Source organism: Geodermatophilus sp. SYSU D00710 (assembly GCF_054050195.1).
Map to the genome: position 1 here is coordinate 20136 of NZ_JBJGYX010000037.1, position 24586 is coordinate 44721.

Annotated in this window: 25 protein-coding genes; 14 read left to right on the top strand and 11 right to left on the bottom strand. The window is 75.5% G+C overall.

Annotation, left to right across the window (positions count from 1 at the left end; all coding sequences use genetic code 11):
* The first annotated feature begins 28 nt into the window (after window positions 1-28).
* The 3 genes from ACI78U_RS16480 to ACI78U_RS16490 are packed head-to-tail and all read left to right on the top strand — an operon-like array spanning window position 29 to window position 1592.
* Window positions 29-661, top strand: a complete 633-nt coding sequence (locus ACI78U_RS16480) for a class I SAM-dependent methyltransferase (protein WP_456876420.1) — start codon at window positions 29-31, stop codon at window positions 659-661.
* On the top strand, window positions 658-1215 hold the full coding sequence (locus tag ACI78U_RS16485; RefSeq protein WP_456876421.1) for a hypothetical protein: 558 nt from the start codon (window positions 658-660) through the stop codon (window positions 1213-1215). The genes ACI78U_RS16480 and ACI78U_RS16485 overlap by 4 nt, the downstream gene beginning before the upstream one ends.
* The gene (locus ACI78U_RS16490) at window positions 1212-1592 is read left to right on the top strand and encodes a DUF4267 domain-containing protein (protein WP_456876422.1); all 381 of its coding nucleotides are present in this window, start codon (window positions 1212-1214) and stop codon (window positions 1590-1592) included. The genes ACI78U_RS16485 and ACI78U_RS16490 overlap by 4 nt, the downstream gene beginning before the upstream one ends.
* A 43-nt stretch (window positions 1593-1635) precedes the next feature.
* On the opposite strand, the gene ACI78U_RS16495 is transcribed toward ACI78U_RS16490, so the two are convergent.
* Together ACI78U_RS16495 and ACI78U_RS16500 are read right to left on the bottom strand one after the other, a co-directional pair.
* Window positions 1636-2241, bottom strand: coding sequence for an NUDIX hydrolase (locus ACI78U_RS16495; RefSeq protein ID WP_456876444.1), 606 nt, complete (start codon window positions 2239-2241; stop codon window positions 1636-1638).
* On the bottom strand, window positions 2232-3011 hold the full coding sequence (locus ACI78U_RS16500; RefSeq protein ID WP_456876423.1) for a sporulation protein: 780 nt from the start codon (window positions 3009-3011) through the stop codon (window positions 2232-2234). The genes ACI78U_RS16495 and ACI78U_RS16500 overlap by 10 nt, the downstream gene beginning before the upstream one ends.
* Before the next feature lie 155 nt (window positions 3012-3166).
* Between ACI78U_RS16500 and icmF the strand changes: the two genes are divergently transcribed.
* The 3 genes from icmF to ACI78U_RS16515 all read left to right on the top strand — a co-directional run bounded on the left by icmF (window position 3167) and on the right by ACI78U_RS16515 (window position 8368).
* The gene (icmF, locus tag ACI78U_RS16505; protein ID WP_456876424.1) at window positions 3167-6403 is read left to right on the top strand and encodes a fused isobutyryl-CoA mutase/GTPase IcmF; all 3237 of its coding nucleotides are present in this window, start codon (window positions 3167-3169) and stop codon (window positions 6401-6403) included.
* A complete protein-coding gene (locus tag ACI78U_RS16510) occupies window positions 6403-7158 on the top strand; it encodes a helical backbone metal receptor (protein ID WP_456876425.1) in 756 nt (251 codons plus the stop codon). The genes icmF and ACI78U_RS16510 overlap by 1 nt, the downstream gene beginning before the upstream one ends.
* A gap of 88 nt (window positions 7159-7246) precedes the next feature.
* Window positions 7247-8368: an NDMA-dependent alcohol dehydrogenase gene (locus tag ACI78U_RS16515; protein WP_456876426.1), complete on the top strand. Its 1122-nt coding sequence runs from the start codon at window positions 7247-7249 to the stop codon at window positions 8366-8368.
* Window positions 8369-8457: 89 nt separating this feature from the next.
* Here the strand turns inward: ACI78U_RS16515 and ACI78U_RS16520 are convergent, their stop codons facing one another.
* Together ACI78U_RS16520 and ACI78U_RS16525 are read right to left on the bottom strand one after the other, a co-directional pair.
* A complete protein-coding gene (locus ACI78U_RS16520; RefSeq protein WP_456876427.1) occupies window positions 8458-9156 on the bottom strand; it encodes an enoyl-CoA hydratase-related protein in 699 nt (232 codons plus the stop codon).
* A 21-nt stretch (window positions 9157-9177) separates the two neighbouring features.
* Window positions 9178-9780: a TetR/AcrR family transcriptional regulator gene (locus ACI78U_RS16525; protein WP_456876428.1), complete on the bottom strand. Its 603-nt coding sequence runs from the start codon at window positions 9778-9780 to the stop codon at window positions 9178-9180.
* Between the two features lie 104 nt (window positions 9781-9884).
* On the opposite strand from ACI78U_RS16525, the gene ACI78U_RS16530 reads away from it, so the two are divergent.
* The 3 genes from ACI78U_RS16530 (at window position 9885) to ACI78U_RS16540 (ending at window position 12558) form a co-directional block, all read left to right on the top strand.
* On the top strand, window positions 9885-10211 hold the full coding sequence (locus tag ACI78U_RS16530) for a hypothetical protein (RefSeq protein WP_456876429.1): 327 nt from the start codon (window positions 9885-9887) through the stop codon (window positions 10209-10211).
* Window positions 10212-10401: 190 nt separating this feature from the next.
* Window positions 10402-11775, top strand: coding sequence for a vanadium-dependent haloperoxidase (locus ACI78U_RS16535; RefSeq protein WP_456876430.1), 1374 nt, complete (start codon window positions 10402-10404; stop codon window positions 11773-11775).
* Window positions 11776-11862: 87 nt separating this feature from the next.
* On the top strand, window positions 11863-12558 hold the full coding sequence (locus ACI78U_RS16540) for a hypothetical protein (RefSeq protein ID WP_456876431.1): 696 nt from the start codon (window positions 11863-11865) through the stop codon (window positions 12556-12558).
* A gap of 70 nt (window positions 12559-12628) precedes the next feature.
* Here ACI78U_RS16540 and ACI78U_RS16545 read toward each other — a convergent pair whose 3' ends face one another.
* From ACI78U_RS16545 to ACI78U_RS16555, 3 genes are all read right to left on the bottom strand, one after another.
* A complete protein-coding gene (locus ACI78U_RS16545) occupies window positions 12629-13528 on the bottom strand; it encodes an SDR family NAD(P)-dependent oxidoreductase (protein WP_456876432.1) in 900 nt (299 codons plus the stop codon).
* A gap of 188 nt (window positions 13529-13716) precedes the next feature.
* Entirely contained in the window at window positions 13717-14286 is a 570-nt protein-coding gene (locus ACI78U_RS16550; protein ID WP_456876433.1) for a hypothetical protein, read from the bottom strand.
* Window positions 14287-14426: 140 nt separating this feature from the next.
* Window positions 14427-14786 (bottom strand): VOC family protein, encoded by a 360-nt coding sequence (locus ACI78U_RS16555; RefSeq protein ID WP_456876434.1) that lies wholly within the window; start codon window positions 14784-14786, stop codon window positions 14427-14429.
* Window positions 14787-14843: 57 nt separating this feature from the next.
* Between ACI78U_RS16555 and ACI78U_RS16560 the strand changes: the two genes are divergently transcribed.
* Together ACI78U_RS16560 and ACI78U_RS16565 are read left to right on the top strand one after the other, a co-directional pair.
* Window positions 14844-15284 carry a flavodoxin family protein gene (locus ACI78U_RS16560; protein WP_456876435.1) on the top strand — a complete coding sequence of 147 codons (441 nt, stop codon included), beginning with the start codon at window positions 14844-14846 and terminating at the stop codon, window positions 15282-15284.
* Between the two features lie 25 nt (window positions 15285-15309).
* Entirely contained in the window at window positions 15310-16686 is a 1377-nt protein-coding gene (locus tag ACI78U_RS16565; protein WP_456876436.1) for an FAD-dependent oxidoreductase, read from the top strand.
* A 27-nt stretch (window positions 16687-16713) separates the two neighbouring features.
* Here the strand turns inward: ACI78U_RS16565 and ACI78U_RS16570 are convergent, their stop codons facing one another.
* Together ACI78U_RS16570 and ACI78U_RS16575 are read right to left on the bottom strand one after the other, a co-directional pair.
* On the bottom strand, window positions 16714-17133 hold the full coding sequence (locus ACI78U_RS16570; protein ID WP_456876437.1) for an ester cyclase: 420 nt from the start codon (window positions 17131-17133) through the stop codon (window positions 16714-16716).
* A gap of 102 nt (window positions 17134-17235) precedes the next feature.
* Window positions 17236-18378: a MalY/PatB family protein gene (locus ACI78U_RS16575; RefSeq protein ID WP_456876438.1), complete on the bottom strand. Its 1143-nt coding sequence runs from the start codon at window positions 18376-18378 to the stop codon at window positions 17236-17238.
* A gap of 57 nt (window positions 18379-18435) precedes the next feature.
* Between ACI78U_RS16575 and ACI78U_RS16580 the strand changes: the two genes are divergently transcribed.
* Entirely contained in the window at window positions 18436-19359 is a 924-nt protein-coding gene (locus ACI78U_RS16580) for a diacylglycerol/lipid kinase family protein (RefSeq protein ID WP_456876439.1), read from the top strand.
* Here ACI78U_RS16580 and ACI78U_RS16585 read toward each other — a convergent pair.
* Both ACI78U_RS16585 and ACI78U_RS16590 read right to left on the bottom strand, forming a co-directional pair.
* A complete protein-coding gene (locus ACI78U_RS16585; protein WP_456876440.1) occupies window positions 19345-20361 on the bottom strand; it encodes an LLM class flavin-dependent oxidoreductase in 1017 nt (338 codons plus the stop codon). The genes ACI78U_RS16580 and ACI78U_RS16585 overlap by 15 nt on opposite strands.
* A 32-nt stretch (window positions 20362-20393) precedes the next feature.
* Entirely contained in the window at window positions 20394-21851 is a 1458-nt protein-coding gene (locus tag ACI78U_RS16590; RefSeq protein WP_456876441.1) for a M1 family metallopeptidase, read from the bottom strand.
* A gap of 219 nt (window positions 21852-22070) precedes the next feature.
* Here ACI78U_RS16590 and ACI78U_RS16595 point away from each other — a divergent pair, with 219 nt between their 5' ends.
* Window positions 22071-23186, top strand: a complete 1116-nt coding sequence (locus ACI78U_RS16595; protein ID WP_456876442.1) for an alpha/beta hydrolase fold domain-containing protein — start codon at window positions 22071-22073, stop codon at window positions 23184-23186.
* Between the two features lie 120 nt (window positions 23187-23306).
* Window positions 23307-24485 carry a glycerophosphodiester phosphodiesterase gene (locus ACI78U_RS16600; RefSeq protein WP_456876443.1) on the top strand — a complete coding sequence of 393 codons (1179 nt, stop codon included), beginning with the start codon at window positions 23307-23309 and terminating at the stop codon, window positions 24483-24485.
* Window positions 24486-24586 lie beyond the last annotated feature (101 nt).

Sequence of the window (24586 nt, forward strand, 5' to 3'; positions counted from 1 at the left end):
CGCGCGGCGGACGGGGTAGCCGCGCGGCATGCTCCCCGACCAGCGCGGCAGCCGCGCCGTGCCGCCGACCTACGTGGACGCGAACCGGCTGTGGGTGGACTCCCGCCTCCGGTACGAGATCGGGTACCGGGTGGAGGGCGCGGTCCTGCGCCGGCTCGGCGCGCGCGGCGCCCGCGCGGTGGAGATCGGCACCGGCCGCCGCGGCCTGGGCGCCCGGGTGGCCGTCGAGCGGCTCGGCGCGACCGAGGTGACGGCGTTCGACCTGTACCCGGCCAGCGTCGGCCGCGCCCGGCTGCGCTGCGCCGACCTCGCCGACCGGGTGACCTTCCGGGTGGGCGACGCCACCGCGCTGCCGGTCGACGACGCGAGCGTCGACCTCGTCGTCGACTTCCACGCGCTGCACCACATCCCCGACTGGCGGGCCGCCGTGGCGGAGGCCGCCCGGGTGCTGCGCCCCGGCGGGCAGCTGGCGCTCACCGAGATGACCGCCCGCTTCGTCGACGCGCCCGCGCTGCGCGCGGTCTCCCGGCACCCGGCCGACCGGTTCTCCACCGACCAGCTGCTGGCGGAGCTGCGGTCGCGTGGTCTCGAGGTGCCGCCCGCCCGGGTGCGGCGGGCGGCCGGCGACCGCTGGATCCAGGCCGTCGCGACGAAGGCGTGAGCGTCGGCGGCACCGTCCGGGAGGCCCTGGCGCTGCTGCGCCGGCACGCGGGCCCGGTCTACGCGCTGTCCCTGGCGGTCACACTGGTCAACACCGTGCCCGACGTGCTCCGCCAGTTGCTGGTGTACCGCGACCCGAGCGCCGGGCACGCGCTGCTGGTCGACGTCGTCGGCTTCGGCACCGGGCTGCTCGCCCAGCTGTGGCTGACCGGCGCGCTGACCGGGCTGCCCACCGACGGCCGGGTGCGCCCGCGCGGGGCGCTGGGCCGGGGGACGGCGACGGCGGTGCGGGCGGTGCGCAGCTCGCCGGCCACGGTGCTCGCGGGCGTCGTCCTCGGCGGTGCGGTCTCGGCGCTGCTCACGGTGCCGGCGTCGGTGGCGGCACTGGGGGTCGACGGCGTGCTCGGCCCGCTCGACGCGCCGTCGGCGGCGGCGTTCACCGTGGCGACGGTCAGCGACGTCGTGGCCAGCTGGGCCACGCTGCCCTTCCTCGCCCTCGTGCTCGTGCTCGTCGCCGGTTCGACCAGGCGGTTCGCGGGCAAGGGCACGGCGTGAGCGGTCGGGACTGGGACGTCACCCGCACGGCGGTCGGGTCGCTGTCGATCTGGGTCGGGACGGCGGCGCTGTTCGCGCCGCGGTGGATCGCCGGCAGCCTCGGCGTGCGGCCCGACGCCGCCCGCGGGGACGTCGCGCTGCCCCTGCTGGTGCGGCTGGGCGCGGCCCGCAACATCGCGATGGGCGCCGCGCTGCTGGTGACCCCGGCCCCGCAGGCGCGGCGGACCACCGAGGTCGCGTTGCTGCTGACCGCCCTGGACGCCGCGGCGGTGTGGACCTCGCGGGCGACCGGCGACGTGCGCCCGCGCAGCGCTATCCTGTCGGGGCTCGTGCTGGGGCTGGCCTCCTACGGCGCCGCCCGCTGGCACCGCCGCTGAGGTCCCACCCGGGCACTCCCGCGGCAGTGCCCGCCGCATCGGCTCACCGCCAGGCGAACGGCGGGGCCTCCAGGTGGGCGACGCGGGTGTGCCGGCCCCGGCAGGCGACCTGGCAGAACTGGTGCACCACCGCCGCGGTGGGGGCGTGCAGCCACCCGCCCAGCAGCGGCAGCCGGATCACCGGCGCGTCGGACTCGGGGATGGCCACCAGCACCGGGTCGACGTCGAGGTCGGCCAGCGGCACCTGGTGCACCGCGGCGACCTCGGCCTCGGCGGGGGACAGCTCGCCCACCTCGCCCGCCCAGACGACCACCGGCGTCATCACGTAGCCCGAGCGGGTCACGTAGTCGTCGAGCAGGCCCAGCACGTCACCCGGGCCGCGGTGCAGGCCGACCTCCTCGGCCAGCTCGCGCAGCGCACCCTCGACGGGGGTCTCGCCGTCGTCGAGCCGGCCGCCGGGCAGCGCCCACTGGCCGGCGTGCGCGCGCAGGCCGGCCGCGCGGCGGGTCAGCAGCAGCGCCGGCCGCTCCGGCGGCCCGGTGACGCAGACGGCGACCGCGGCCTGGCGCAGCTCGGGACGGCCGGCCGCGCGGCGGGGGAACCCCTCCAGCCGCGCGGCCGCCGTCCCGCGGTCGAGCGTCAGAACCAGCCGCGCCGGCCGCCGAGCTGGCGCACCGCGGCGTCGAGCTGCGCGGCCACCGCGGAGACGTCGGTGTCGTGGTGGCCGAAGTGCAGCCGGCCGCCGACGTCGCGGCCCTCGGTGAGCAGCCCGCCGCGGCGGTCGACCTCGAGGACGACCTCGACGCCGTGCGGCGAGGCCAGGAAGGTCACCTCGAGCTCGTTGACCCGGCCGCGCAGCGACGACGGCGGGGCGAACTCGACCTCCTGGTAGAAGGGCAGGTCGCTGCCGGCGAGGCGGCCCTTCTCGACGTCGGCGCCGCGGAAGGTGAAGCCGAGACCGGCGAGGGCCTGGATCACGGTGCGCTGGACCGGCAGCGGCTCGACGGTGACCGGGTCGAGGTCACCGGGGTCGACCCCGCCGGGGACGTCGACCTTGGTGCGCAGGCCGATCTTCACCCCGCGCAGCGTCCAGCCGTCGAGCGTGGTGAAGGGGCACTGCCAGGGCACCGGGAAGCTGAACGGGATCGCGGCCTTGGCGCCCGCCTCGATCCGGCCGGCGCCGGCGATCACCGCGGTGCCGAAGGTGACGTTCTCCCGCCACTCGTTGTCGCCGCTCTCCACCTCCACGGTGGCCTGCAGCGACACCCGGAGCTCGTTGATCTCCTGGGCGACCTGGCCGCCGGTGAGGTGCACGGTGCCGGTGACGGTGCCGCCGGGGGTGGTGACCGGGGTGTCGACGACGGCGTCGACGGTGGCGTTGCCGGCGCCGAGCTTCGCCATCAGGTTGCGGAAGGCCATGGGGGAGGTGCTCCGTTCGGTTCGGGGACGGCGGGCACTCTGACACCACGCCCGGGTGCTGGCGAGGGGTTCCCGCGCGGCGCGTCCCCGGCGACGCGCGGAGCGCTACCGACGAGTAGTTGGACGTCCTACTAAATCGCGCCTACCGTTCGGGCATGGCGTCCGCGGAGCTGCACGTGCCCGTCCACCCCGTCCGGTTCGTCACGGCGGCCAGCCTCTTCGACGGCCACGACGCGGCGATCAACGTCATGCGCCGGCTGCTGCAGAGCCAGGGCGCCGAGGTGGTGCACCTCGGCCACGACCGCGGGGTCGACGAGGTGGTGCGGGCCGCCGTCGAGGAGGACGTGCAGGGCGTCGCCATCTCCAGCTACCAGGGCGGGCACGTCGAGTACTTCACCTACCTCGAGGAGCGGCTGGCCGAGGTCGGCGCGGGGCACGTGCAGGTGTTCGGCGGCGGCGGGGGCGTGATCGTGCCCGAGGAGATCGCGCTGCTCGCCGAGCGCGGCGTGCGGGTGTTCAGCCCCGAGGACGGCGCCCGGCTGGGCCTGCCCGGGATGATCAACGAGCTGATCCGCGCCTGCGACGTCGACCTCACCGCGCAGCGGCCCGACGTCGACGCGCTGCTCACCGGCGACCCCCGCGCACTGGCCCGCGCGATCAGCGTGCTGGAGGCCGGCGCCGACGCCGACCTCGCCGCCCGCGTCCGCGAGGCCGCCGCGGGCCGCACCGTGCCGGTCCTGGGCATCACCGGCACCGGCGGGTCGGGCAAGTCCTCGCTCACCGACGAGCTGCTGCGCCGGCTGCGCCGCGACCAGGAGGACAAGCTGCGGGTCGCGGTCATCGCGATCGACCCCACCCGCCGCCGCGGCGGGGGAGCGCTGCTCGGCGACCGGATCCGGATGAACGCGCTGGAGTCCGGCGAGGGCTCGCACACCTTCTTCCGCTCGATGGCCACCCGCACCGCCGGCGCGCAGGTCCCCGAGCACCTCGACGACGTCGTCGCCGCGGTCCGGGCCGCCGCGTTCGACCTGGTGGTCGTGGAGACGCCGGGCATCGGGCAGGGCGACGCGGCGATCGTGCCGTTCAGCGACGTCTCGCTCTACGTCATGACGCCGGAGTTCGGCGCCGCGTCCCAGCTCGAGAAGATCGACATGCTCGACCTCGCCGACGTCGTGGCGATCAACAAGTTCGAGCGGCGCGGTGCCGAGGACGCCCGCCGCGACGTCGCCCGGCAGATGGTGCGCAACCGCGAGGCGTTCGGCACCCCGTGGGAGCAGATGCCGGTGTTCGGCACCAGCGCCGCCCGGTTCGACGACGACGGCGTCACCGCGCTCTACCAGCACCTGCTCGGCCTGCTCGTGGAGAAGGGGCTGCCCGCGGGCGCCGGCGTGCTGCCGCGGGTCGACGTGCGCGCCTCGACCGGGCTGTCCAGCGTCGTCCCGTCGTCGCGGGCGCGGTACCTGGCCGAGGTCGCCGACGCCGTCCGCGCACACCACCGGGTCACCGAGGAGCAGGCCGCGCTCGTGCGCCGCCGGCAACACCTGACCACCGCCACGGAGGTGCTCGAGGGGGACGCCGCCGAGGCCGCGCGCGAGGCGGCGGCCGCCGCCGACCGCGACCTGCTGCCCGAGGTGCGCACGCTGCTGGAGGAGTGGCCGGCGCGGGTCGAGCAGTACTCCGGCGACGAGTACGTCTACACGGTGCGCGGCAAGGAGATCCGCACGCCGCTGACCCGCGAGACGCTGAGCGGGACGAAGGTGCAGCGGGTGGCGCTGCCGCGCACCACCGACCACGGCGACCTGCTGCGCTTCCTGCGGCGGGAGAACCTGCCCGGCGCCTTCCCGTACACGGCCGGCGTCTTTCCCTTCAAGCGGTCGGGGGAGGCCCCGGCGCGGATGTTCGCCGGCGAGGGCGACGCGTTCCGCACCAACCGGCGGTTCCGGGTGCTGTCGGCCGGCAACGAGGCCACCCGGCTGTCCACGGCGTTCGACTCGGTCACCCTCTACGGCCGCGACCCCGACCCGCGGCCCGACGTCTACGGCAAGGTCGGCACGTCGGGGGTCTCGATCGCCACGCTCGACGACATGCGGGTGCTCTACGACGGGTTCGACCTGTGCGCCCCGACGACGTCGGTGTCGATGACCATCAACGGCCCGGCGCCGGCGGTGCTGGCGATGTTCCTCACCACCGCGATCGAGCAGCGGCTGGACGCCTTCCGCGAGGAGGAGGGCCGCGAGCCCGACGCCGCCGAGGCCGAGGAGATCCGCGCCTGGGTGCTGTCGACCGTCCGCGGCACGGTGCAGGCCGACATCCTCAAGGAGGACCAGGGCCAGAACACCTGCATCTTCTCGACCGAGTTCGCGCTGCGCTGCATGGCCGACATCCAGGAGTGGTTCATCGCCCACCAGGTGCGCAACTTCTACTCGGTGTCGATCTCGGGCTACCACATCGCCGAGGCCGGGGCGAACCCCATCAGCCAGCTGGCGTTCACGCTGGCCAACGGGTTCACCTACGTCGAGGCCTACCTGGCCCGCGGGATGTCGATCGACGACTTCGCGCCGAACCTGAGCTTCTTCTTCTCCAACGGCATGGACGCCGAGTACACGGTGATCGGCCGGGTGGCGCGGCGGATCTGGGCCGTGGCCATGCGCGACCGCTACGGCGCCAACGCCCGCTCGCAGCAGCTGAAGTACCACGTGCAGACGTCAGGCCGGTCGCTGCACGCGCAGGAGATGGACTTCAACGACATCCGCACCACCCTGCAGGCGCTGTGCGCGATCTACGACAACGCCAACAGCCTGCACACCAACGCCTACGACGAGGCCGTGACGACGCCGTCGGAGCACTCGGTGCGCCGGGCGCTGGCGATCCAGATGATCATCGACAGGGAGTGGGGCCTCGCCGGCAACGAGAACCCGCTGCAGGGGTCGGCGGTCGTCGAGGAGCTCACCGACCTGGTCGAGGAGGCGGTGCTGGCCGAGTTCGACCGGATCGCCGAGCGCGGCGGCGTGCTGGGCGCGATGGAGACCGGTTACCAGCGCGGCCGGATCCAGGACGAGTCGATGCTCTACGAGCACCGCAAGCACGACGGGTCACTGCCGATCGTCGGCGTCAACACCTTCCTCGACCCGAACCGCGACGAGGCCCCGCCGAAGCCGCTGGAGCTGGCCCGGGCCACCGAGGAGGAGAAGCGGTCGCAGCTGCGCCGGCTGGCCGACTTCCAGGCCCGGCACGCCGACGAGGCGCCCGCCGCGCTGGCCGCGCTGCAGGAGGCGGCGACGTCGGGGGGCAACGTGTTCACCGCGCTGATGGACGCCGTCCGGGTGTGCTCGCTCGGCCAGATCAGCGACGCGTTCTTCGAGGTGGGCGGGCAGTACCGGCGCAACGTCTAGTGCTGCGCGACGACCTGGGGGAGCCGGTCCCGCTGACCGGGCCCGCCCGGCGGGTGGTGTCGCTGGTGCCCTCGCTGACCGAGGCGCTGGCGGTGACCGTGCCCGACCGGCTGGTCGGCGCCACCGACTGGTGCTCCCACCCGGCCGGCCTCGACGTCGCCCGCGTCCGGGGCACCAAGAACCCGGACCGGGCGGCGATCGCGGCGCTGGCCCCCGACCTGGTCGTGTGCAACCGGGAGGAGAACCGGCGGCTCGACGTCGACCGGCTGCGGGCGGCCGGGATCCCGGTGTGGGTGACGGTGATCGAGTCGGTGGAGGAGGCGCTGGCGTCGATGCGCCGGCTGTTCGCCGAGGCGCTGGACGTGCCGGAGCCCGCGTGGCTGACGGACGCCGCGCGCGCGTGGGCGGAGCCGGCGCCCGAGCCTCCGCTGCGGTGCGCGGTCCCGGTCTGGCGGGACCCGTGGATGGTCGTCGGCCCGCGGACCTTCACCGGCGACGTGCTGGCACGGCTCGGGCTGGTCAACGTCTTCGGCGCGGGGGAGGACCGCTACCCGCACGTGGACGTCGCCGACGTCCTGGCCGCCCGACCCGACGTCGTCCTGCTGCCCGACGAGCCCTACCTGTTCACCGTCGACGACGGTCCCGAGGCCTTACCCGGCGTGCGGTCGGCGCTGGTCTCCGGGCGAGCGCTGACCTGGTACGGCCCCTCGCTGGCCAACGCCCGCGCCGAGCTGCTCGCTGCTGTGCGTGGCTGACCACTCCCCTGTCCGGGTGTCCGTCGATACTCTCCGGTTCCTCAGTGTGGCCCTCCCCATCCCCCCGGATGCCCAGCAAGGAGCAGCCGTGAAGACACGCAGTGCCCTACTCCACACGCAGCCCGGCCGGTACGAGGTCGGCGAGGTCGACCTCGACGAACCCCGCGAGGGCGAGCTGCTGATCAGGATGGCCGCCGTCGGGCTGTGCCACACCGACGACCACGACGTCCCGCCCGGGAGCGCCCCGCCCATGCGGCTGCCCCTCGCCGGCGGTCACGAGGGCGCCGGCGTCGTCGTCGGCGTCGGCCCCAACACCCGCGGCTGGGCCGAGGGTGACCACGTGGTGCTCACCTTCATCGCGGTCTGCGGGCGGTGCCGGATGTGCTCCACCGGCCACCAGAACCTCTGCGACCTCGGCGGGCGGCTGTTCTCCGGCGCGCGGATCGAGGACCCCAGCAGCTTCCGGATGTCCTACCAGGGCAGGCCGGTGGCCCAGGCCTACGGCCTCGCCGCGCTGAGCGAGCACACCGTCGTCGACGCCCGGTCGGTGGTGAAGATCGACCCCGACCTGCCCCTCGACAAGGCCGCGCTCGTCGCCTGCGGCGTCCCCACCGGGTGGGGGTCGGTCACCAACATGTCCGACGCCCGGAACGGCGACGTGGTCATCGTCATGGGTGTCGGCGGGGTCGGGATCAACAGCGTGCAGGCCGCCCGGGCCATCGGCGCCCGCGCGGTGATCGCCGTCGACCCGGTCGAGTTCAAGCTCGAGACCGCCAAGCAGCTGGGCGCGACCCACACGGCCGCGACCATGGCCGAGGCCACGGAGCTCGCCCGGTCCCTGACCAACGGCCAGGGGGCCGACGCCACGGTGGTGGCGGTCGGCGTGACCACCGGCGACCACATCGCCGAGGCCGCGATGTCCATCCGGAAGGCCGGCACGGTCGTCCTCACCGGCACCGGGAGCATGCGCAACTCGGGCATCCCGATCAGCCCCACGATGTTCACGGTGTTCCAGAAGCGAATGCAGGGCGCCCTCTTCGGCGGGTGCAACCCGCGGTGGGACATCCCCAACCTGCTGTCCCAGTACGTGGCGGGCACCCTCAAGCTCGACGAGCTCGTCACGCGGACCTACACGCTGGACCAGGTCGCCGAGGGCTACGACGACATGAAGGCCGGCAAGAACATCCGAGGAGTCGTCGTCTTCGACTGAGTCACCCGCACCGAGCCGCCGCCGCGGCGTCCTGGGGCGCTGCCCACCACGGCGCCGTGGCGGGGCGCGGGGAGCCTGGTCCCGCCCGGTCAGGTGCCCGCCGGTGCACCGCGGCGGGGGGCTTGGCCCGCCGGCGGCGGCCGCAGTGCCGCCAGGGCCGGCGCGTACAGGCGGGACTTGATCGTGCCGAGGACGGGGCCGGCCTTCCCGGCGTGCGCGGCGGCGATCTCGACGGCGGAGGAGCGGACGGCGTCCTCGCCGACGGCACCGTCGACGATCGCCGCGGCGAGGGCGTCGGTGCCGCCGTAGCGGCGGCCGGTGGTCATCGCCACGTGCGCCGTCTGCGGGGTCAGCCGGGCCTGGACCAGCGCCGACATGCCGGGGCTGAACGGGAGATCGATGTCGATCTCCGGCAGGCACCAGAAGCCGCGGTCGGACCGCATGACCCGCTGGTCGTGCGCCAGGGACAGCATCGCCCCGGCGGCGAAGGCGTGGCCCTGGATCGCCGCGACCCCGAACACCGGCAGGACCAGCACCCGGGCGAACAGCCGCTCCACCCTGGCCACGTAGGCGTCGCGCTGGTCGGCGTGCTCGGCCAGCCAGGCGAGGTCCAGGCCGTTGGAGAAGAACTTGCCCGTGGCGGCGGTGACCAGCGCACGGGGCCCCGCGGTGCCCTCGACCTCGTCGAGGGCCGCGTCGAGCTCGTCGAGCCAGCCGGGGGAGAAGCGGTTCTCGTCGTCGCCGAGGTCGAGCACGAAGACGTCGTCGTGGCGGTCGAGCGTGGGCACCGGGGGCTCCTCGGGTCGGGGTCAGGCGGGCGGGCCGCAGTCGACGACGGCGGCGACGGCGGCGGCGAGCTGCGCGCGGGTGTGCGGGCGCACCCGGCCCGCGCGGATCTCGGGGAGCAGCAGGGCGGTCGGCAGCCGCACGACGCAGGCGGTGACGACGCCGACCGCGGCGCCGTCGTCGCGGCCCCACACGCCGCGGGCCAGCAGGCGCAGCGTGTCGAGCAGCGCGGCGTCCAGGGCGCGCAGCGCGTCGGCGACCTCCGGCGCGACCGCGTCGGTGAGCAGGTCGTCGCGCTGCAGGCGGAACAGCAGCTGTGCCGCCCGCAGGTCCAGTCCGGCGAGACGGGCCGGGGCGTCGGCGGCGGCCTGCACCGCCCGCCGGCCGTCCCCGCCGGCCTCGGCCACCGCCGTCCGCTGCAGCTCGAGGAACTGCTGCGCGCGGCGCAGCCAGGCCGCGGCGACGACCGTCTCGAGCGAGCCGAAGGCGTGGTAGATGCTGCCGTTCGACGCTCCCGACCGGGCGGTCAGACCGCGGACGGTGAGCTGCGCGCGGCCCTCCGCCACGAGCAGCTCCTCGGCGGCGTCGAGCACCGCCTCGGACGCGTGGACGCGGGGCCGGGGCACCCCGGCAGCATAGTGGAGCGCTCGCTCCACAAGCGCTCACAGGGTCCACGGGCGGCGCGACGGCAACGCCGCCACGGGCGGCACGGCCGCACTACCGTTCGCGGATGGACGTCGTCGTCCGGGGACTGCGGCAGGCACTGGTGGCGCTGCTGGCCACCACCGGGATGGCGCTGGTCGTCGCGGGGCTGTGGTCGGCGCTCCAGGGGAGCGGGTTCGTGCGGACGCTGGCCGTCACGCTGATGGTCGCCGCCGGCGCCCTCGGCCTGTCCAGCGGTGCGGTGTTCACCCGGGCGCACGGCTACGAGTACGGCCACGGGCCCGCCCTCGACGACCACGGCTCCGAGGGCGGGGTGCTGACCGGGGTCGGGGTCTTCCTCTTCGTGTCACTGCCCCTGTTCGCCGCCGGCGCGCTGCTGTTCGGCGTCGCCTGAGGCGCCGGCCCCTCCTCCGGACCGGGGCCGATTCGCGCTGCCTGCCGCCATGACCGTCCGTGGTCACAGGATCACGGATCGATAACGTCGGGACGCCGCAGTTCCCCAATCTGTGTGCTCTCCGTCACGATTCGATCACGGAGGAGCACACCGGAGGAACCGGGAGAGCTCGCCTCCGCGGAGGAGTGCCATGCCCGGTCAGGTGTCCCGACGACAGGTGCTCCTCGCGGCGCTCGGCACCGGAGCGGCCGCGGTCGCGCTCCCGCGGACCGCCGCCGCGGCGCCGGCCGGTGTCCCCGGTCCCGGCGGCGCGACGGTCGCCGGGCACGCGGCCGACGAGGCGCTGAGCTGGCTGCAGACCACCTACGACCTGGTGCTGGCCGAGAACCTCAGCCCGCCGGCCGCCGCCCGCACCTACGCGCACACGGCGATCGCCATGTACGAGGCCGGGGTCCGGGGGATGCCCGCCCACCGGTCCCTGGGCGGTCAGCTGCGGGACCTGCCGGTGCCCGCACCGCGCCCCCTGGCCGCGCCGGTCGACTGGCCGGCCGCCGTGGTGACGTCGGCCGCGGCCGTGCTCCGTCAGGTGCTGCCCTTCACCGGCACCGGCACCCGGGAGCGGCTGGACGCGGCCGAGGCGGACGCACTGGCCCGGCGGCGCGCCACCGGGGTGCCCGAGCGGGCGCTCGACGCGTCCACGGCGCACGGGCGGGCGGTCGCGGGACACCTGGCGCCGTGGATCGCGGCCGACGGCCACGCCGGGACCCTCGGCCGGCTCTACACGCCTCCCGCCACCGAGCCCTGGCACTGGGTCTCGACGCCGCCCAACTTCCGTCCGGCGGTCGAGCCCTACTGGTCCGAGGTGCGCCCGATGGTCCTCACCAGCGCCGACGAGGTCGAGCCCGAGCCGCCCCTGCCCTTCTCCACCGAGCCGGGATCGGCGTTCCACGCCCAGGCGGCGGCGGTCCACCGTCAGTCGGCCGCGAACACCGACGAGCACCGGGCCATCGCCCGCTTCTGGACCGACAACCCCGGCTCGTCCACACCGCCCCGCGGCACGCCGACCGGTCTGCCCTCCGGCCACTGGATGCTCATCGCCACGCAGGCCCTCGCGCTGCGCGGCGCACGGCTCGACGTCGCCCTGGACACGCTCGCCATGACCGGCATCGCGCTGCACGAGGCGTTCCTCAACTGCTGGACGTGGAAGTACCGGTACCAGCTGCTGCGGCCGGTCACCTACGTGAACCGGTACATCGACCCGGGCTGGAGCACGTACGTCAACAGCCCGCAGTTCCCGGAGCACACGTCGGGGCACAGCGTCGCGTCCCCGGCGGCGGCCGCCGTGCTCACCGACCGGCTGGGCACCTTCCCCTTCACGGACCGGTCGCACGACGTCCGTGGGCACGCCCCGCGCACCTTCGCGTCCTTCGGCGACGCCGCCCGCGAGGCCGCGGACTCCCGGCTCTACGGCGGCATCCACCTCCCACACGCCATCGAGGCGGGCCTCGTCCAGGGCGAGCAGGTCGGCGCCCTGGTCCTGCGGCGGATCCGCACCCGCCGCTGACTCCCCCTCGTCCCGATCCGGGGGCGCCCGCCGGGCGTCCCGCCCTCCCCGCACGGCCCGGCCGTGCGCTACCGAGAGAAGGTCTGCGTGTCCGCCTCCACCCTGCGCCGTCTGGGGACGGTCGCCGTCTCCGCGGCGGCCCTCGCCGTCGTCGTCGCCCCGTCGCCCGCGCTGGCCGGTGACCTCTTCTTCTCCAAGACCTCGGGCACCACGGCCTCGGTCACGTGGCTCGAGGTGGGGGAGCTCCCGCCGGCCGCCGGCGCCCCGGGCAACGCCCACTTCGGCGACCTGTTCGTCGACGACCTGGGCAACGGCCGGGCGTCGGTGTTCGGCTCCGTGTCCGACGTCGAGTGCGACGACGGTGTGACCCCCTACCTGCCCGGCGGCGGGCACGGCGAGCCGGCGCCCGAGGACGGCCCCTGCCGGCTCCTCGGCGTCCGCTTCGTCGAGGGCGGCCAGGTGACCTTCACCATGGACCGGAAGTACACGACGGCGACCCTCACCGGGACGCTCGCGGTGGGCAGCGGGCACGGGGAGACCTCGACCTCGGCACCGCCGGTGTCGATCACGTGGACCGGCGTGGGGGACACCTACAGCGAGCGTCGGAGCGGCACGATCGTCGACGAGTTCGGGACCTGGACGTACCGGTACGACTTCACCGGCCGGGAGGCCGTCGTGGCCCCCGGCAGCCGGATCGGGCCGATGGTCTTCGACGACGAGGCCGGCGAGTACTCCGAGTCGCAGCTCGGCAGGTACCGCTCGTCGGACCGCCAGCGCTCCTGAGCCGGCCGGCCTGCCGGGCCGTTCACGGGCGGCCCGGCAGGACGGCACGGTCCTCCTGACGTCGTGGGCGTCAGCCGGCTGTCGGGGCACTCCCCGCCGGATCGGTCGTGGACGTGGGCACCGCCCCGCAGATGGCCGCCCGGAGGTCCGCGTCACGGGTGACCAGCACCTGCCCGAGCCGCATGAACGACGACGGGGAGAGGCGCATCAGGCGCCACGCGACCCGGGCGTACCGGGGCGCGACGATGATCGCCCGGTCGCGGTCGACCCCGCGCAGGACGTGGGCGGCCAGGGCGTCCGCGTCGTACAGGTGGCCTCCGTTCAGCTTGGTGATCACCGTCCGGGGGTCGACCGCCTCGACGGTGGGCACCCGCGGGAGGTCGCGCGGCATGCCCTTGTCGAGGAGCGGGGTGTCCACCCCACCGGGGCAGACCACGCTCACCCGCACCCCGCGGCAGACGGCCTCGCCGCGGAGGGCCAGCGAGAGCCCGACCACCGCCCACTTCGTCGTGGCGTAGGGCGCGAAGCCGGGGTTGGGCAGCAGCCCGGAGACGGACGCGACGTTGACGATGTGCCCGTGTCCCTGCCGCACCATCAGCGGATAGGCGGCCTGCACGCCGTGCACCACACCGCGCAGGTTGACGTCGATGGCCCGCTCCCAGTGGGCGAGGGACAGTTCCTCGACGGGCCCGGCGATCGCCACGCCGGCGTTGTTGACCAGCAGGTCCAGCCCGCCGTGCCGCGCCGCGGTGTCGGTCACCAGGGCGTCGACCGCCGCCGCGTCCCGCACGTCCACGGCGGCCGCCGAGGCCGCTCCCGGCCCGCTCGCGGTGAGCTGCTCCGCCACCCGCGCCGCGGCCGCACCGTCGGTGCCCGTGAGGACCACCTCGTCACCCCGGCGCACCAGGGCCGCGCTCAGGGCCCGCCCGATCCCCGAGCTCCCGCCGGTCACGATCGCCACTCGGGGCACGGCCCACCTCCGGCTGCCCGGATCCGTCGACGTCCGCAGTGCCGACGAGCCTGGCGCGTCGCTCGGCGCCGGACCACGTCCGGGGTCGCCGGTGCGGCTCCCCGGCCACCGGGAGGGCCGCGCGACGGCGTGGGCCGCCGGGACGTGCTCCGGACGTGACGACCGGTGACGACCACTCGACGCGCCGCTCAGCGGCCCGGCCGCACCCCCGTCAGGAACCGTTCGAGGACCGCCGTCCAGCGCTCGCGCGCCGCGTCGTTCGCCTCGAGGGTCGGCAGCCCGACCTGGGTCGCCACGAGCGACGCCGTCCCGTGCTCCTTCGGCTCGCTGGTGACCACGACCGACGAGCCGTCCGCGGCCCTCGTCCGCCACGTGGTGCGCCGGTCGGTGCCGCTGACCCTCACGTCCGCGCCGGCGACGACCTCCTGCACGGCCGCGTCCCCGTCGGCGAACGCACGCCACCGCTCCATCAGCTCGGCCATGCCCAGCGGCGTCGACCGGCTGACGCTGGTCTGGAACGTGCCGTCGGACCGCTGCCCCGGGATCCGGCGACCGATGTGCTGCTCGTAGGCGACGGTCACCGACTGGGTCCACCAGCCGCGCTGCTCGACGGTGTCGCCGAGCTCCTCGTAGACCCGCAGCGCGATCTGCCGGTGGTCGAGCTGCGGCGCGCCGATCGCGTCCATGAAGCGGAGCCACTCGTCCCAGGTCCGCTTCGTGGCCCGCTCGACCGGGCCGATCCGGGGGTTGGTCGCCATGACCGCGATCCTGCCCTCCCGTCGGTCGACCGGGGCGTCGCCGAGGCCGCCCGACGGGCGCCGGATGTCGACCTGGTGCGGTCTCCGGAGGGCTGAGACCGCCGCAGGTCGACACGGGGGCGACCTCGCGGCGCCGGCCCTCACTCCGGCTGCAGGAACTCCAGCCGGTTGCCGAAGGGGTCGTGCGCGTACACCCGGCGGAAGCCCGGGAAGTCGGCGTCCCAGGTGACGTCCTGCCCGGCCGACGCCAGCCGCCGGACCACCTCGTCGAGGTCGGCGACCAGGATCCCCGGGTGGGCCTTGCGGGCCGGGCCGACGTCGTCCTCGACGCCGAGGTGCAGCTCGAGCCCGCCCGAGCGGAACCACGCCCCGCCGCGGGCGGCGAGCACCGGCGGCTCGTCCACCTCGGTCATCCCGAGCACGCCGGCGAAGAAGGCGCGGGCGGCCGCCTCCTCGCCGCGCGGCATGGCCAGCTGCACGTGGTGGAGTCCCTCGAACACGGCCCCGACCCTGCCGCACCCCCGGGCGGGGCGCGCACCGGGGGCACGATGGCGGGCATGCCGCGGTTGCTCGTCGTCCACCACACTCCCTCGCCGAACCTGCAGGCGGTGCTGGAGGCGGTGCGCGAGGGCGCGGCGCTGGTCGAGGAGGTCGAGCTCGAGGTGCGCCCGGCGCTCTCGGCCGGGCCGGCCGACCTGCTCGCCGCCGACGGCGTGCTGCTGGGCACCCCGGCCAACATCGGCTACATGAGCGGGGCGCTCAAGCACTTCTTCGACACCGTCTACTACCCGTGCCTCGACGCCACGGTCGGCCTGCCCTACGGGGTCTACGTGCACGGCGGCGACGACACCGCCGGCGCGCTCAAGGCCATCGGCACGGTCACCGGGGCGCTGCGGTGGAAGCAGGTGGCCGCGCCGCTGTCGCTCACCGGACCGCCCACCGCGGACGACCTCGAGGCCGCGCGGGAACTCGCCGCCACCGTCGCGGTGAGCCTGTAGCCGCCCACCGTCCTAGCCTGCGGGGGTGAGCACCCGACTGGTCGTCATCGGTGGCGACGCCGCCGGAGGCAGCGCGGCGTCGCAGGCCAAGAAGCGGCGTCCCGACCTCGACGTCGTCCTGTTCGAGCGCGGCCGCGCGACCTCCTACTCCGCCTGCGGCATCCCGTACTGGATCTCCGGCGCCGTCGAGCGCGAGGCCGACCTGGTCGCCCGCACGCCCGAGCAGCACCGCGCCAACGGTCTCGACGTCCGCATGCGCACCGAGGTCGTCGGCATCGACACCGACAAGGGCGTCGTGCACTGGCGCGACCTCGACGCCGGCACCGAGGGCACCGAGCCCTACGACGACCTGGTGTACGCCACCGGCAGCGTGCCGATGCGCCCGCCGGTCGAGGGCATCGACGCCGAGGGCGTCTACGGCGTCCAGGTGCTCGACGACGGCGTCGCGCTGCGGGCCGAGCTCGACAGCGGCCGGGTGCGGCGGGTGGTCGTCGTCGGCGGCGGCTACATCGGCCTGGAGATCGCCGAGGCGTGCAGGGAGCGCGGCCTCGACGTCACCGTCGTCGACCGGTCGGCCACGCCGGTGGGCACCTTCGACCCCGACGTCGGCCGGTACATCGCCGACGCCGTCCGGGAGGAGGGCGTGGAGCTGGTGCTCTCCGACGGCGTCGCGGCGATCGACGTCGGCCCCGACGGGCGGGCCCGGGCGGTGGTGACCGGCAGCGGCCGGGAACTGCCCGCCGACCTGGTCGTCCTCGGCCTGGGCGTGCGCCCCAACGTGCGGCTGGCGGAGGAGGCCGGCATCCCGCTGGGCACCTCCGGCGGCATCGCCGTCGACGCGCAGATGCGCACCCAGACGCCGGGCGTGTGGGCGGCCGGCGACTGCGTGGAGTCGGTGCACCGGCTCTCCGGGCAGCGGGTCGTCGTCGCGCTGGGCACGCACGCGAACAAGCAGGGCCGGGTGGCCGGCATCAACATCGGCGGCGGCTACGCCACCTTCCCGGGCGTCATCGGGACGGCGATCACCCGCACCTGCTCGATCGAGGCCGCGCGGACCGGGCTGGCCGAGGAGGAGGCGCGCGAGGCCGGGTACGAGTTCGTGACCGCCGCCGTCGACTCCACCACCAAGGCCGGCTACTTCCCGGGTGCCAAGCCCATCCGGGTCAAGATGACCGCGGAGCGGCGCACCGGACGGCTGCTCGGCGCCCAGATCGTCGGCAAGGAGGCCGCCGGCAAGCGGATCGACGCCCTCGCCATCTGCATCTGGAACGAGATGACCGTCGACGAGATCCTGTCGCTGGACCTGTCCTACGCGCCGCCGTTCGCCCCGGTCTGGGACCCGGTGCTCATCGCCGCCCGCAAGGCGTCCGAGGCGGTGGAGGCCGACCTGCGCTCCTGCTGACGACCGGCCCGGGGGCGGGGACGCGCGTCAGGCCGGGGCGGGGACGGCACCCAGCTGCACCATGAGGCCGAGGAAGTCGGCGGCCGTCCACCGCTCGACCACCTGGTCACCGCGGAACCGCATGATCGTGATGCCCGAGAGCTCGTAGGGCCGGCCCGTGGCGGGCACGCCCATGAAGTCGCCCCGGTGCTCGCCGGACACCGTGAAGCGGCAGCTGAACAGGTCGCCGTCGACGAGGCGCTCGTGGAGGTCGAACTGCGGGTTCGGCCGCCCAGGTGCCCCCAGAGCCGACCAGAACTGCTGGTAGAAGCCGGCCAGGGTCGGCTTGTCCATCGGGTCGGGCTCCATGCCGTGGAGTCGCAGGTCCTCGGCGTACACCTCGAGGTAGCCCGGCAGGTCCCCGGCGTTCCACCGCTGTCGGGCCCGCTCCACCCGTTCGTCGATCACGGTCGCGACCCCTCCCGTGTGAAGTGGTCCCTGCGGGACCCTGGCAGCCGACCCCCGGCCGCCACCAGAGCACTTCGTCACGCGACCCCGCCGGTGAGCACCTCAGCCCAGTGCGGCGGCCATCCGCTCGACGACCGCGGCCAGCACCGGCTCGGGCGTGGCCAGGTCCATCCGCACCGCGCCCCGGCCGGCGGCGCCGCACCGGGCGCCGTCGACCACCGCCACGCCGGCCTCCGCGAGCAGCAGGTCACCGGGCGCGTCGACGGGGAACCCCTCCAGCCAGGCCAGGTAGGTGCCCTCCGGCGGGCGGTACCGGATCCCGGGCAGGTGCGCGGCCACGAGGTCGGCGAGCAGCCGGCGGTGCCGGTCGAGGACGGCGAGGGTGTCGTCGAGCCAGGCGACGCCGTCGCGGTAGGCGGCGGCGTTGGCCACCGCGCCCAGCGTCGAGGCGCCGTGCTCGACGGGGTGGCCCACCCGCGCCCAGGTCGCCGCGTCGGCGTCGTTGGAGAGCACGAGCTGCGCGCACTTGAGCCCGGCGAGGTCCCACGCCTTCGACGCGCTGGTGGCGGTGACCGCGTGCGCGGCCGGGACGTCGCCGAGCGAGGCGTAGGGCACGTGCCGGTGGCCGGGGAAGACCAGCGGCGCGTGCACCTCGTCGGAGAAGACGCGCCCGCCGTGCCGGTCGACGACCTCGGCCACGGCGAGCATCTCGGCGGGCTCGAGCACCCGGCCGATCGGGTTGTGCGGGTTGCACAGCACCAGCAGGTGCCCTCCGGCGCGGAAGGCGGCGTCGAGCGCGTCGAGGTCGTAGACGTACCGGTCGCCGTCGCGGGCCATCGGCACCTCGAGCACCTCCCGGCCCAGCGCCGGCGGCACCTCGAGGAAGGGCATGTAGGCCGGCGTCGGCAGCACCACCGGCGAGCCCGGCCGGGACAGGTGGGTGATCGCCGCGGCCAGCCCGGCCAGCACGTCGGGCAGGGGCCGTACCCGCTCCGGCGGCACCGCCCAGCCGTAGCGGTCGCGGGCGAAGCCGCACCAGGCCCCGGCCACGTCGTCGGCCAGCCAGTCGGGCAGGTAGCCGAACAGGCCCCGGCCGACCGCCTCCTGCAGGGCCCGGGTCACCGCCGGCGCCGTCCCGAGGTCGGACTCGGCCACCCACGCGCCCAGCGCCTCCGGGTGGCGGGTCCACTTGAGGCTCCCGCGCCGCCGCAGGCCGGCCACCACGTCGTCGACGTCGCTCGTCACGGTGGCGATCCTGCCCGGGCGCACCGGGGCGGCGCGCGGGCTGGGAGGGTGCCTGTCGTGGACCTGCTGGTGGTGGCCAACCGCAGCGCCGGGAGCGCCGACGAGGAGCGCCTGGCCCGGGCGCTGGAGGTGCTGCGCGCCGGTGCCGACGTCGAGGTCGCGGCGACCGCCGACGCCGCCGACCTCGACCGGGTCGTCGCCGGCCGCGCGGGCCGCCGGCTGGTGGTGGCCGGTGGCGACGGGTCGGTGCACGCGGTCGTGGCCGCGCTCGACCGGGCCGGCGCGCTCGACCCGGCCGATCCCCTCGGCATCGTCCCTCTCGGCACCGGCAACGACCTCGCCGGCGCACTCGGGCTGCCCGACGACCCGGCCGGCGCCGCGCGGTGCGTCCTCGGCGGCGACCCGCGGCGGCTGGACCTGCTCCGCGACGACGCCGGTGGCGTGGTGGTCAACGCCGTGCACGCCGGCATCGGGGTGCGCGCCGCGGACGAGGCCGCCGGGCTCAAGGAGCGGTTCGGCGCGCTGGCCTACCCCATCGGGGCCGCCGTCGCCGGGCTCGCCGGCGCCGAGCACCGGCTGCGGGTCACCGTCGACGGCGCCGTGGTCACCGCGCCGGACGGCTGGGCGGCCGACGGCCGCACGCCCCTGCTCGTGGTCGGCGTCTGCAACGGGCCGACGATCGGCGGCGGGACGGCGCTGGCGCCCAGGGCCGACCCCGGCGACGGGCTGGCCGACGTCGTGGTCAGCGCGGCCACCGGCCCCGCCGCCCGCGCCGCCTACGCGCTGGCGCTGACCGCGGGGCGGCACCTCGACCGCGACGACGTCGTCCGCGTCCGCGGGCGCGAGGTGGCCGTGTCCGGCGAGCCGGTCGCCCTCGACGCCGACGGCGACCTGCTGCCGCCGGTGCCGGCGCGCACCTGGCGGGTGGCGGCCGGCGCCTGGTCGGTGCCCGTCCCGCGCGCGGGGTCAGGTCGCGGGTGACCAGCCCAGCAGTGGGCCCAGGCGGGTGGCGAGGGCGGTGAGGATCTGCTCGTAGTCGGCCTCCGCGAAGCTGAACGGCAGCGCGAAGACCACCTCGGTGACCTCCCGGAACCCCTCGTGCGCGTACAGCGCCTCGGCGACCTGCTCGGCGGTGCCCAGCAGGTCGGCGGCGAACAGCAGCCGCGCCGGGCCCTGCGGGCTCCGGGTGCGCGGGGTGCGGGCCGCGACGTAGGCGGCGTAGCGCTCCCGCTGCTCGGGCGTCGCGCCGTCGGTCGGGATGACGACCAGGCCCTGGGACACCCGGCCGGTGCCGCCGGCGTCCCGGTAGGCGCGGATCTGCCCGGCCTGGATGGCGGCGAAGTCGGTGCGGTCGTCCTCGGCCTTCACCACGCTGCTGGTCAGCAGGTTCGTGCCGGCCCGCCCGGCCCACCGTGCTGAGCGGGTGCTGGCGCCGCCGTACCAGATCCGGCCCCGCAGGCCGGGGGAGTGGGGCTGCACCCGGTCCGACCACTCCTCGACGACCCCCTCGCGCCCGGAGAACGAGGCGGCCGGCTCGCCCGCCACGAGCCGCAGCAGCCGCTCGACCCGGGTGTGGGTGAAGTCCTCGACGTCGGCGGTGTCGGGGTAGAGCGCGGCCTTGACGTCGTCCCAGTGCATCGGCGGTCCGACGCTGACCCCGGGCTGGAGCCGGCCGCCGGAGAGCACGTCGACGGTGGCGAGGTCCTCGGCCAGGCGCAGCGGGTTCTCCCAGCCCAGCGGGGTGACGGCGGTGCCGAGCGCGATCCGCGACGTCCGCTGGGTCAGCGCCGCCAGGACGGCGACCGGCGAGGAGATGCCGTACTGCAGGTGGCGGTGGCGCAGCCACGCGCTGTCGAACCCGAGCCGCTCGCCGAGCTCGACCATCCGCAGCGTGGCCTCGTGGCCGGCGCGGGGCTCGGCCGGGTCGAAGGAGCCGATGGTGAGGACGCCGAGGTGCTCGAGCGGGGTGCCGGGGGCGGGCATGACGCCGATCCTGCCCGCCCCCGGCGGTCGGCTCAGTAGCCGACGGGCCTCTCGGGGGTGACCACCCAGTCGGTGAAGAAGCCGTCGAGCTGCTGCCCGCTGACCTCCTCGGCCAGCGCGACGAAGTCGGCCGTGGTCACCGTGCTGTCGGCGTTCTCGGTCGCCCACCGCTCCAGCAGGACGAAGAAGGCGTCGTCGCCGATCTCGTTCCGCAGGGCGTGCAGGGTGGCCGCGCCGCGGTCGTACACCGCAGCGGCGAACAGGCCGGTGGGGCCCGGGTCGCTGACGACGACCGACCAGAACTCGTCGTCGGCCGGGATGGCGTACACGCCCTCGTACAGCTCCTGGGCGGTCTCGCGGCCCTGCTCCTCGGACCACAGCCACTCGGCGTAGGTGGCGAAGCCCTCGTTGAGCCAGATGTCGGCCCACCGCTCGGGGCTGACGCTGTTGCCCAGCCACTGGTGGGCCAGCTCGTGCGCCACGGTGCTCTCCGAGGCCTGGCGGGAGTAGACCGGCCGGGTCTGGGTCTCCAGCGCGTAGCCGACGGTGTCGTCGTCGACGATGGCCCCGAACGAGGTGAACGGGTAGGGCCCGAACAGGTCGTCGAAGTAGTCGATCATCGACGGCTGCAGCGCGAGGCTCGCCTCGGTGGTGGCCCGCCGGGTCGGGGTCAGCCCGGTCTCGACGTAGTTCAGGATCGGCAGCCCGCCGGGCCCGACCTGGGTGCTCGCGGTGTAGTCGCCGATCGACGCCGTCGCCAGGTAGCTGGCCATCGGGTCGGAGGCGCGCCACGTGAACGTGGTGCGGCCGTCCACGGTCACCGGCTGCCCCACCGGCTCACCGTTGGCGATCGCCGTCTTGCCCTGGGGCACGGTGATCCGGAAGTCGTAGGTGGCCTTGTCCGTCGGGACGTCGTTGACCGGGAACCAGGTCGGTGCACCGTCGGGCTGGTTGGCGACCAGGACGCCGTCGGCGAAGGTCACCCAGCCGTAGAGCGAGCCCTCGAGGTCGGTGGGGCGCCCCGGGTTGCCGCTGTAGACGACGGTGACCTCGTGCGTCGTGCCCGCCTTGAGCTTCGGCGCCGCCTGCACGACCAGCTCGCCGCCGAGGCCGTTCTCGTCCGGTGGCAGCTGCTCGTAGCGGGCGGGCTTGCCGTCGACCTGCACCGAGGACACCGCCAGGCGGCGCAGGTCCAGCGAGAAGCTCGCCAGGTCGGCCGTGGCGGTCAGGGTGATCACGGCGGTGCCGTCGAGCCGGCCCTCCGCGGGCGTCGCCCCGGGGAACCAGGACAGCCCGAGGTCGTAGTGCTGGACGTCGTACCCACCGTTGCCCGCCGCCGGGAAGTACGGGTCCCCGCCGGAGGTGCTGCCGTCGGTGTAGCGCGGCTCGCCCGGCGCACCGGGGGCGGCGGCGGCCGGGGCGGCTCCGGCGACGAGGGCGGTCGTGGCGACGAGCGCGGCGGTGGTCAGGGCTGTCCGGGGTGTGCGCACGTATCTCCTCCTCGAGGGCCCGCGGCGGGCCGGTCCGGACACCGTAGGGCCACATAACGGGTCCGTCACGGGCCGGTTCCGTCGCGATCCGCCGACGGAGACCTGGCACCGGTGTGATCCACACCACTACGGTCGCCGGCACGACGGCTGCCCCACCCCGGGTGCTCCCCGACGGCGCCCGCGGCCGCGGCCGGTCCCCGGAACCGCCCAGGAGGAACCGTGACGACGACGTCCGACCCGACGACCCGCACCCCGCTGCCCGGCCGGCTGGGGGACCCCGCCGCCGAGTACCGCACCGACGACCGCGCCGACCGCCGGCTGCGCGAGGCCCTCGCGCGGTACGGCCTCGACGCCCAGGCCGCGCCGCCGCCCCTCCCACGCGACGCGCCGCTGGAGGACCGGCTGGCCTTCGTCCGGGGTGCCCACGACGCCTTCGAGCAGCTCTACGCCGCGGTCGCGCAGGAGGAGACCCACCGCGACGACGTCACCCGCACCACGCACACCGCCCCGGGCCGCGGGGGCAACGCGATCCCGCTGTACGTCTTCCGGCCGGCCGGCACCGAGGGGCAGCCGCTGCCCGGGCTGGTGTACCTCCACGGCGGCGGCATGACGATCCTCGACTGCGACAACCGGCTGCACACCCGCTGGTGCGAGGACCTCGCCGCCACCGGCCTGGTCGTCGTCGCCGTCGACTTCCGCAACGCCGTGAGCACCGACGGCCACGCCCCGTTCCCGACGGGGCTGCACGACTGCGCCGACGCGCTCACCTGGCTCGACGCCCACCGCGGCGAGCTCGGCATGACCTCGCTGGTGCTGCAGGGGGAGTCCGGCGGGGCGAACCTGTGCCTGGCGTCGGCGCTGCTGGCCAAGCGGGAGGGCCGCCTGGACGCGATCGCCGGCGTCTACGCGACGGTCCCCTACATCTCCGGCGGCTACGGCTGGGACGACGACGCCAAGCGCGCCGAGCTGCCCTCGCTGGTGGAGAACGAGGGCTGGTTCCTCAACACCGCGATGATGGACGTCCTGGTGTCGACCTACGACCCCGCCGACGGGCACCGCCGCGACCCGCTGGCCTGGCCCTACTTCGCCACCGTCGAGGACCTGACCGGGATGCCGCCGCACGTGGTCACCGTCAACGAGCTCGACCCGCTGCGGGACGAGGGCATCGCCTACTACCGCCGGCTCCAGGCCGCCGGCGTGCCGACGATCGGCCGGGTGAACCTGGGGCTCACCCACGCCGGCGAGCTGGTCTTCAAGACCGCCGTCGGGGACGTCTACGACGCGACCGTCGCGGACATCGCGCGGTTCGCCCGGAGCCTGGCGCCGGCCGGGTAGCCCGCGGCCCCGGCTTCACCGGGTGTTCGCCGGGCCGTCGGCGGGCCGTCCACCTCGACCGGGTGGGGTCCCTGACGGGCCGCCGGCGAGGGGCGCCGGTGCGAGCCCGCGGAGGCAACCGTGCCCGTCCCGTCGCGTCGCCGCACCGGCGCCGTCGTCGCGCTGACCGCCGTCCTGCTCGCGCCGGCCGCGCCGGCCGCGGCGGCACCGCCGTCCACCCCGCCGGGGCAGTCCGAGGGCAGACCCGCCGACGGCGGGCGCGCCGACGGTGCCGGCGACCTGCTCGTCATCGGCCACCGGGGAGCGTCGGGGTACCGCCCCGAGCACACGCTGGCCGCCTACGAGCTGGCCGCCCGCACGGGTGCGGACTACATCGAGCCCGACGTGGTCAGCACCCGCGACGGCGTCCTGGTCGCCCGGCACGAGAACGAGATCTCGGGCACCACCGACGTCGCCGAGCGCCCGGAGTACGCCGACCGGCGCACCACCAAGGTGATCGACGGCATCGAGCTGACCGGCTGGTTCACCGAGGACTTCACCCTCGAGGAGCTGCGCGGCCTGCGCGCGGTGGAGCGGCTGCCGGAGCTGCGCGAGGAGAACACCCTCTACGACGGGCTGTACCAGGTGCCCACCCTCGACGAGGTCCTCGCACTGCGCGAGCGGCTGAGCCGGGAGCTGCGGCGGGAGATCGGCGTGTACATCGAGACCAAGCACCCGACCTACTTCGACTCCATCGACCTGTCGCTGGAGGAGCCGCTGGTCGCCGACCTGGACGAGGCCGGCCTGGACCGGCGCCGCTCGCCGGTGTTCGTGCAGTCGTTCGAGACGGCGCACCTGCGCGAGCTCGACGAGGTCGTCGACGTGCCGCTGGTGCAGCTGCTCTCGGCCAGCGGCGCGCCCTACGACCTGGTGGCCGCCGGTGACCCGCGCACCTACGCCGACCTGTCCACCGCCGAGGGCCTCGCGGAGATCGGGAGCTACGCCGACGGGGTCGGGCCGGAGAAGAACCAGGTCGTCCCGCGGCTGCCCGACGGCAGCCTGGGCGAGCCCACGTCCCTGGTCGACGACGCGCACGCCGCCGAGCTCCTCGTCCACCCCTACACCTTCCGCAACGAGAACCAGTTCCTGCCCACGGACCTGCGCGAGGGTGACGACCCGGCCGACTACGGCCGCGCCATCGAGGAGCACCTGGCGTTCTGGGCGACCGGGATCGACGGGATGTTCACCGACAACCCCGACACCGGCGTGGTGTCCCGGCAGCTGTTCGCCGACGGCGTCCGGGCCGACGACGCCGCCTGAGCCGCCGCCGCCCCGGTGGCGGCGGGGGGGGGGGGGTGGGGGGGGGGGGGGCGGGGGGGGGGGGGGGGGGGGGGGGGGGCGGGGGGGGGGGGCGTGGTGGG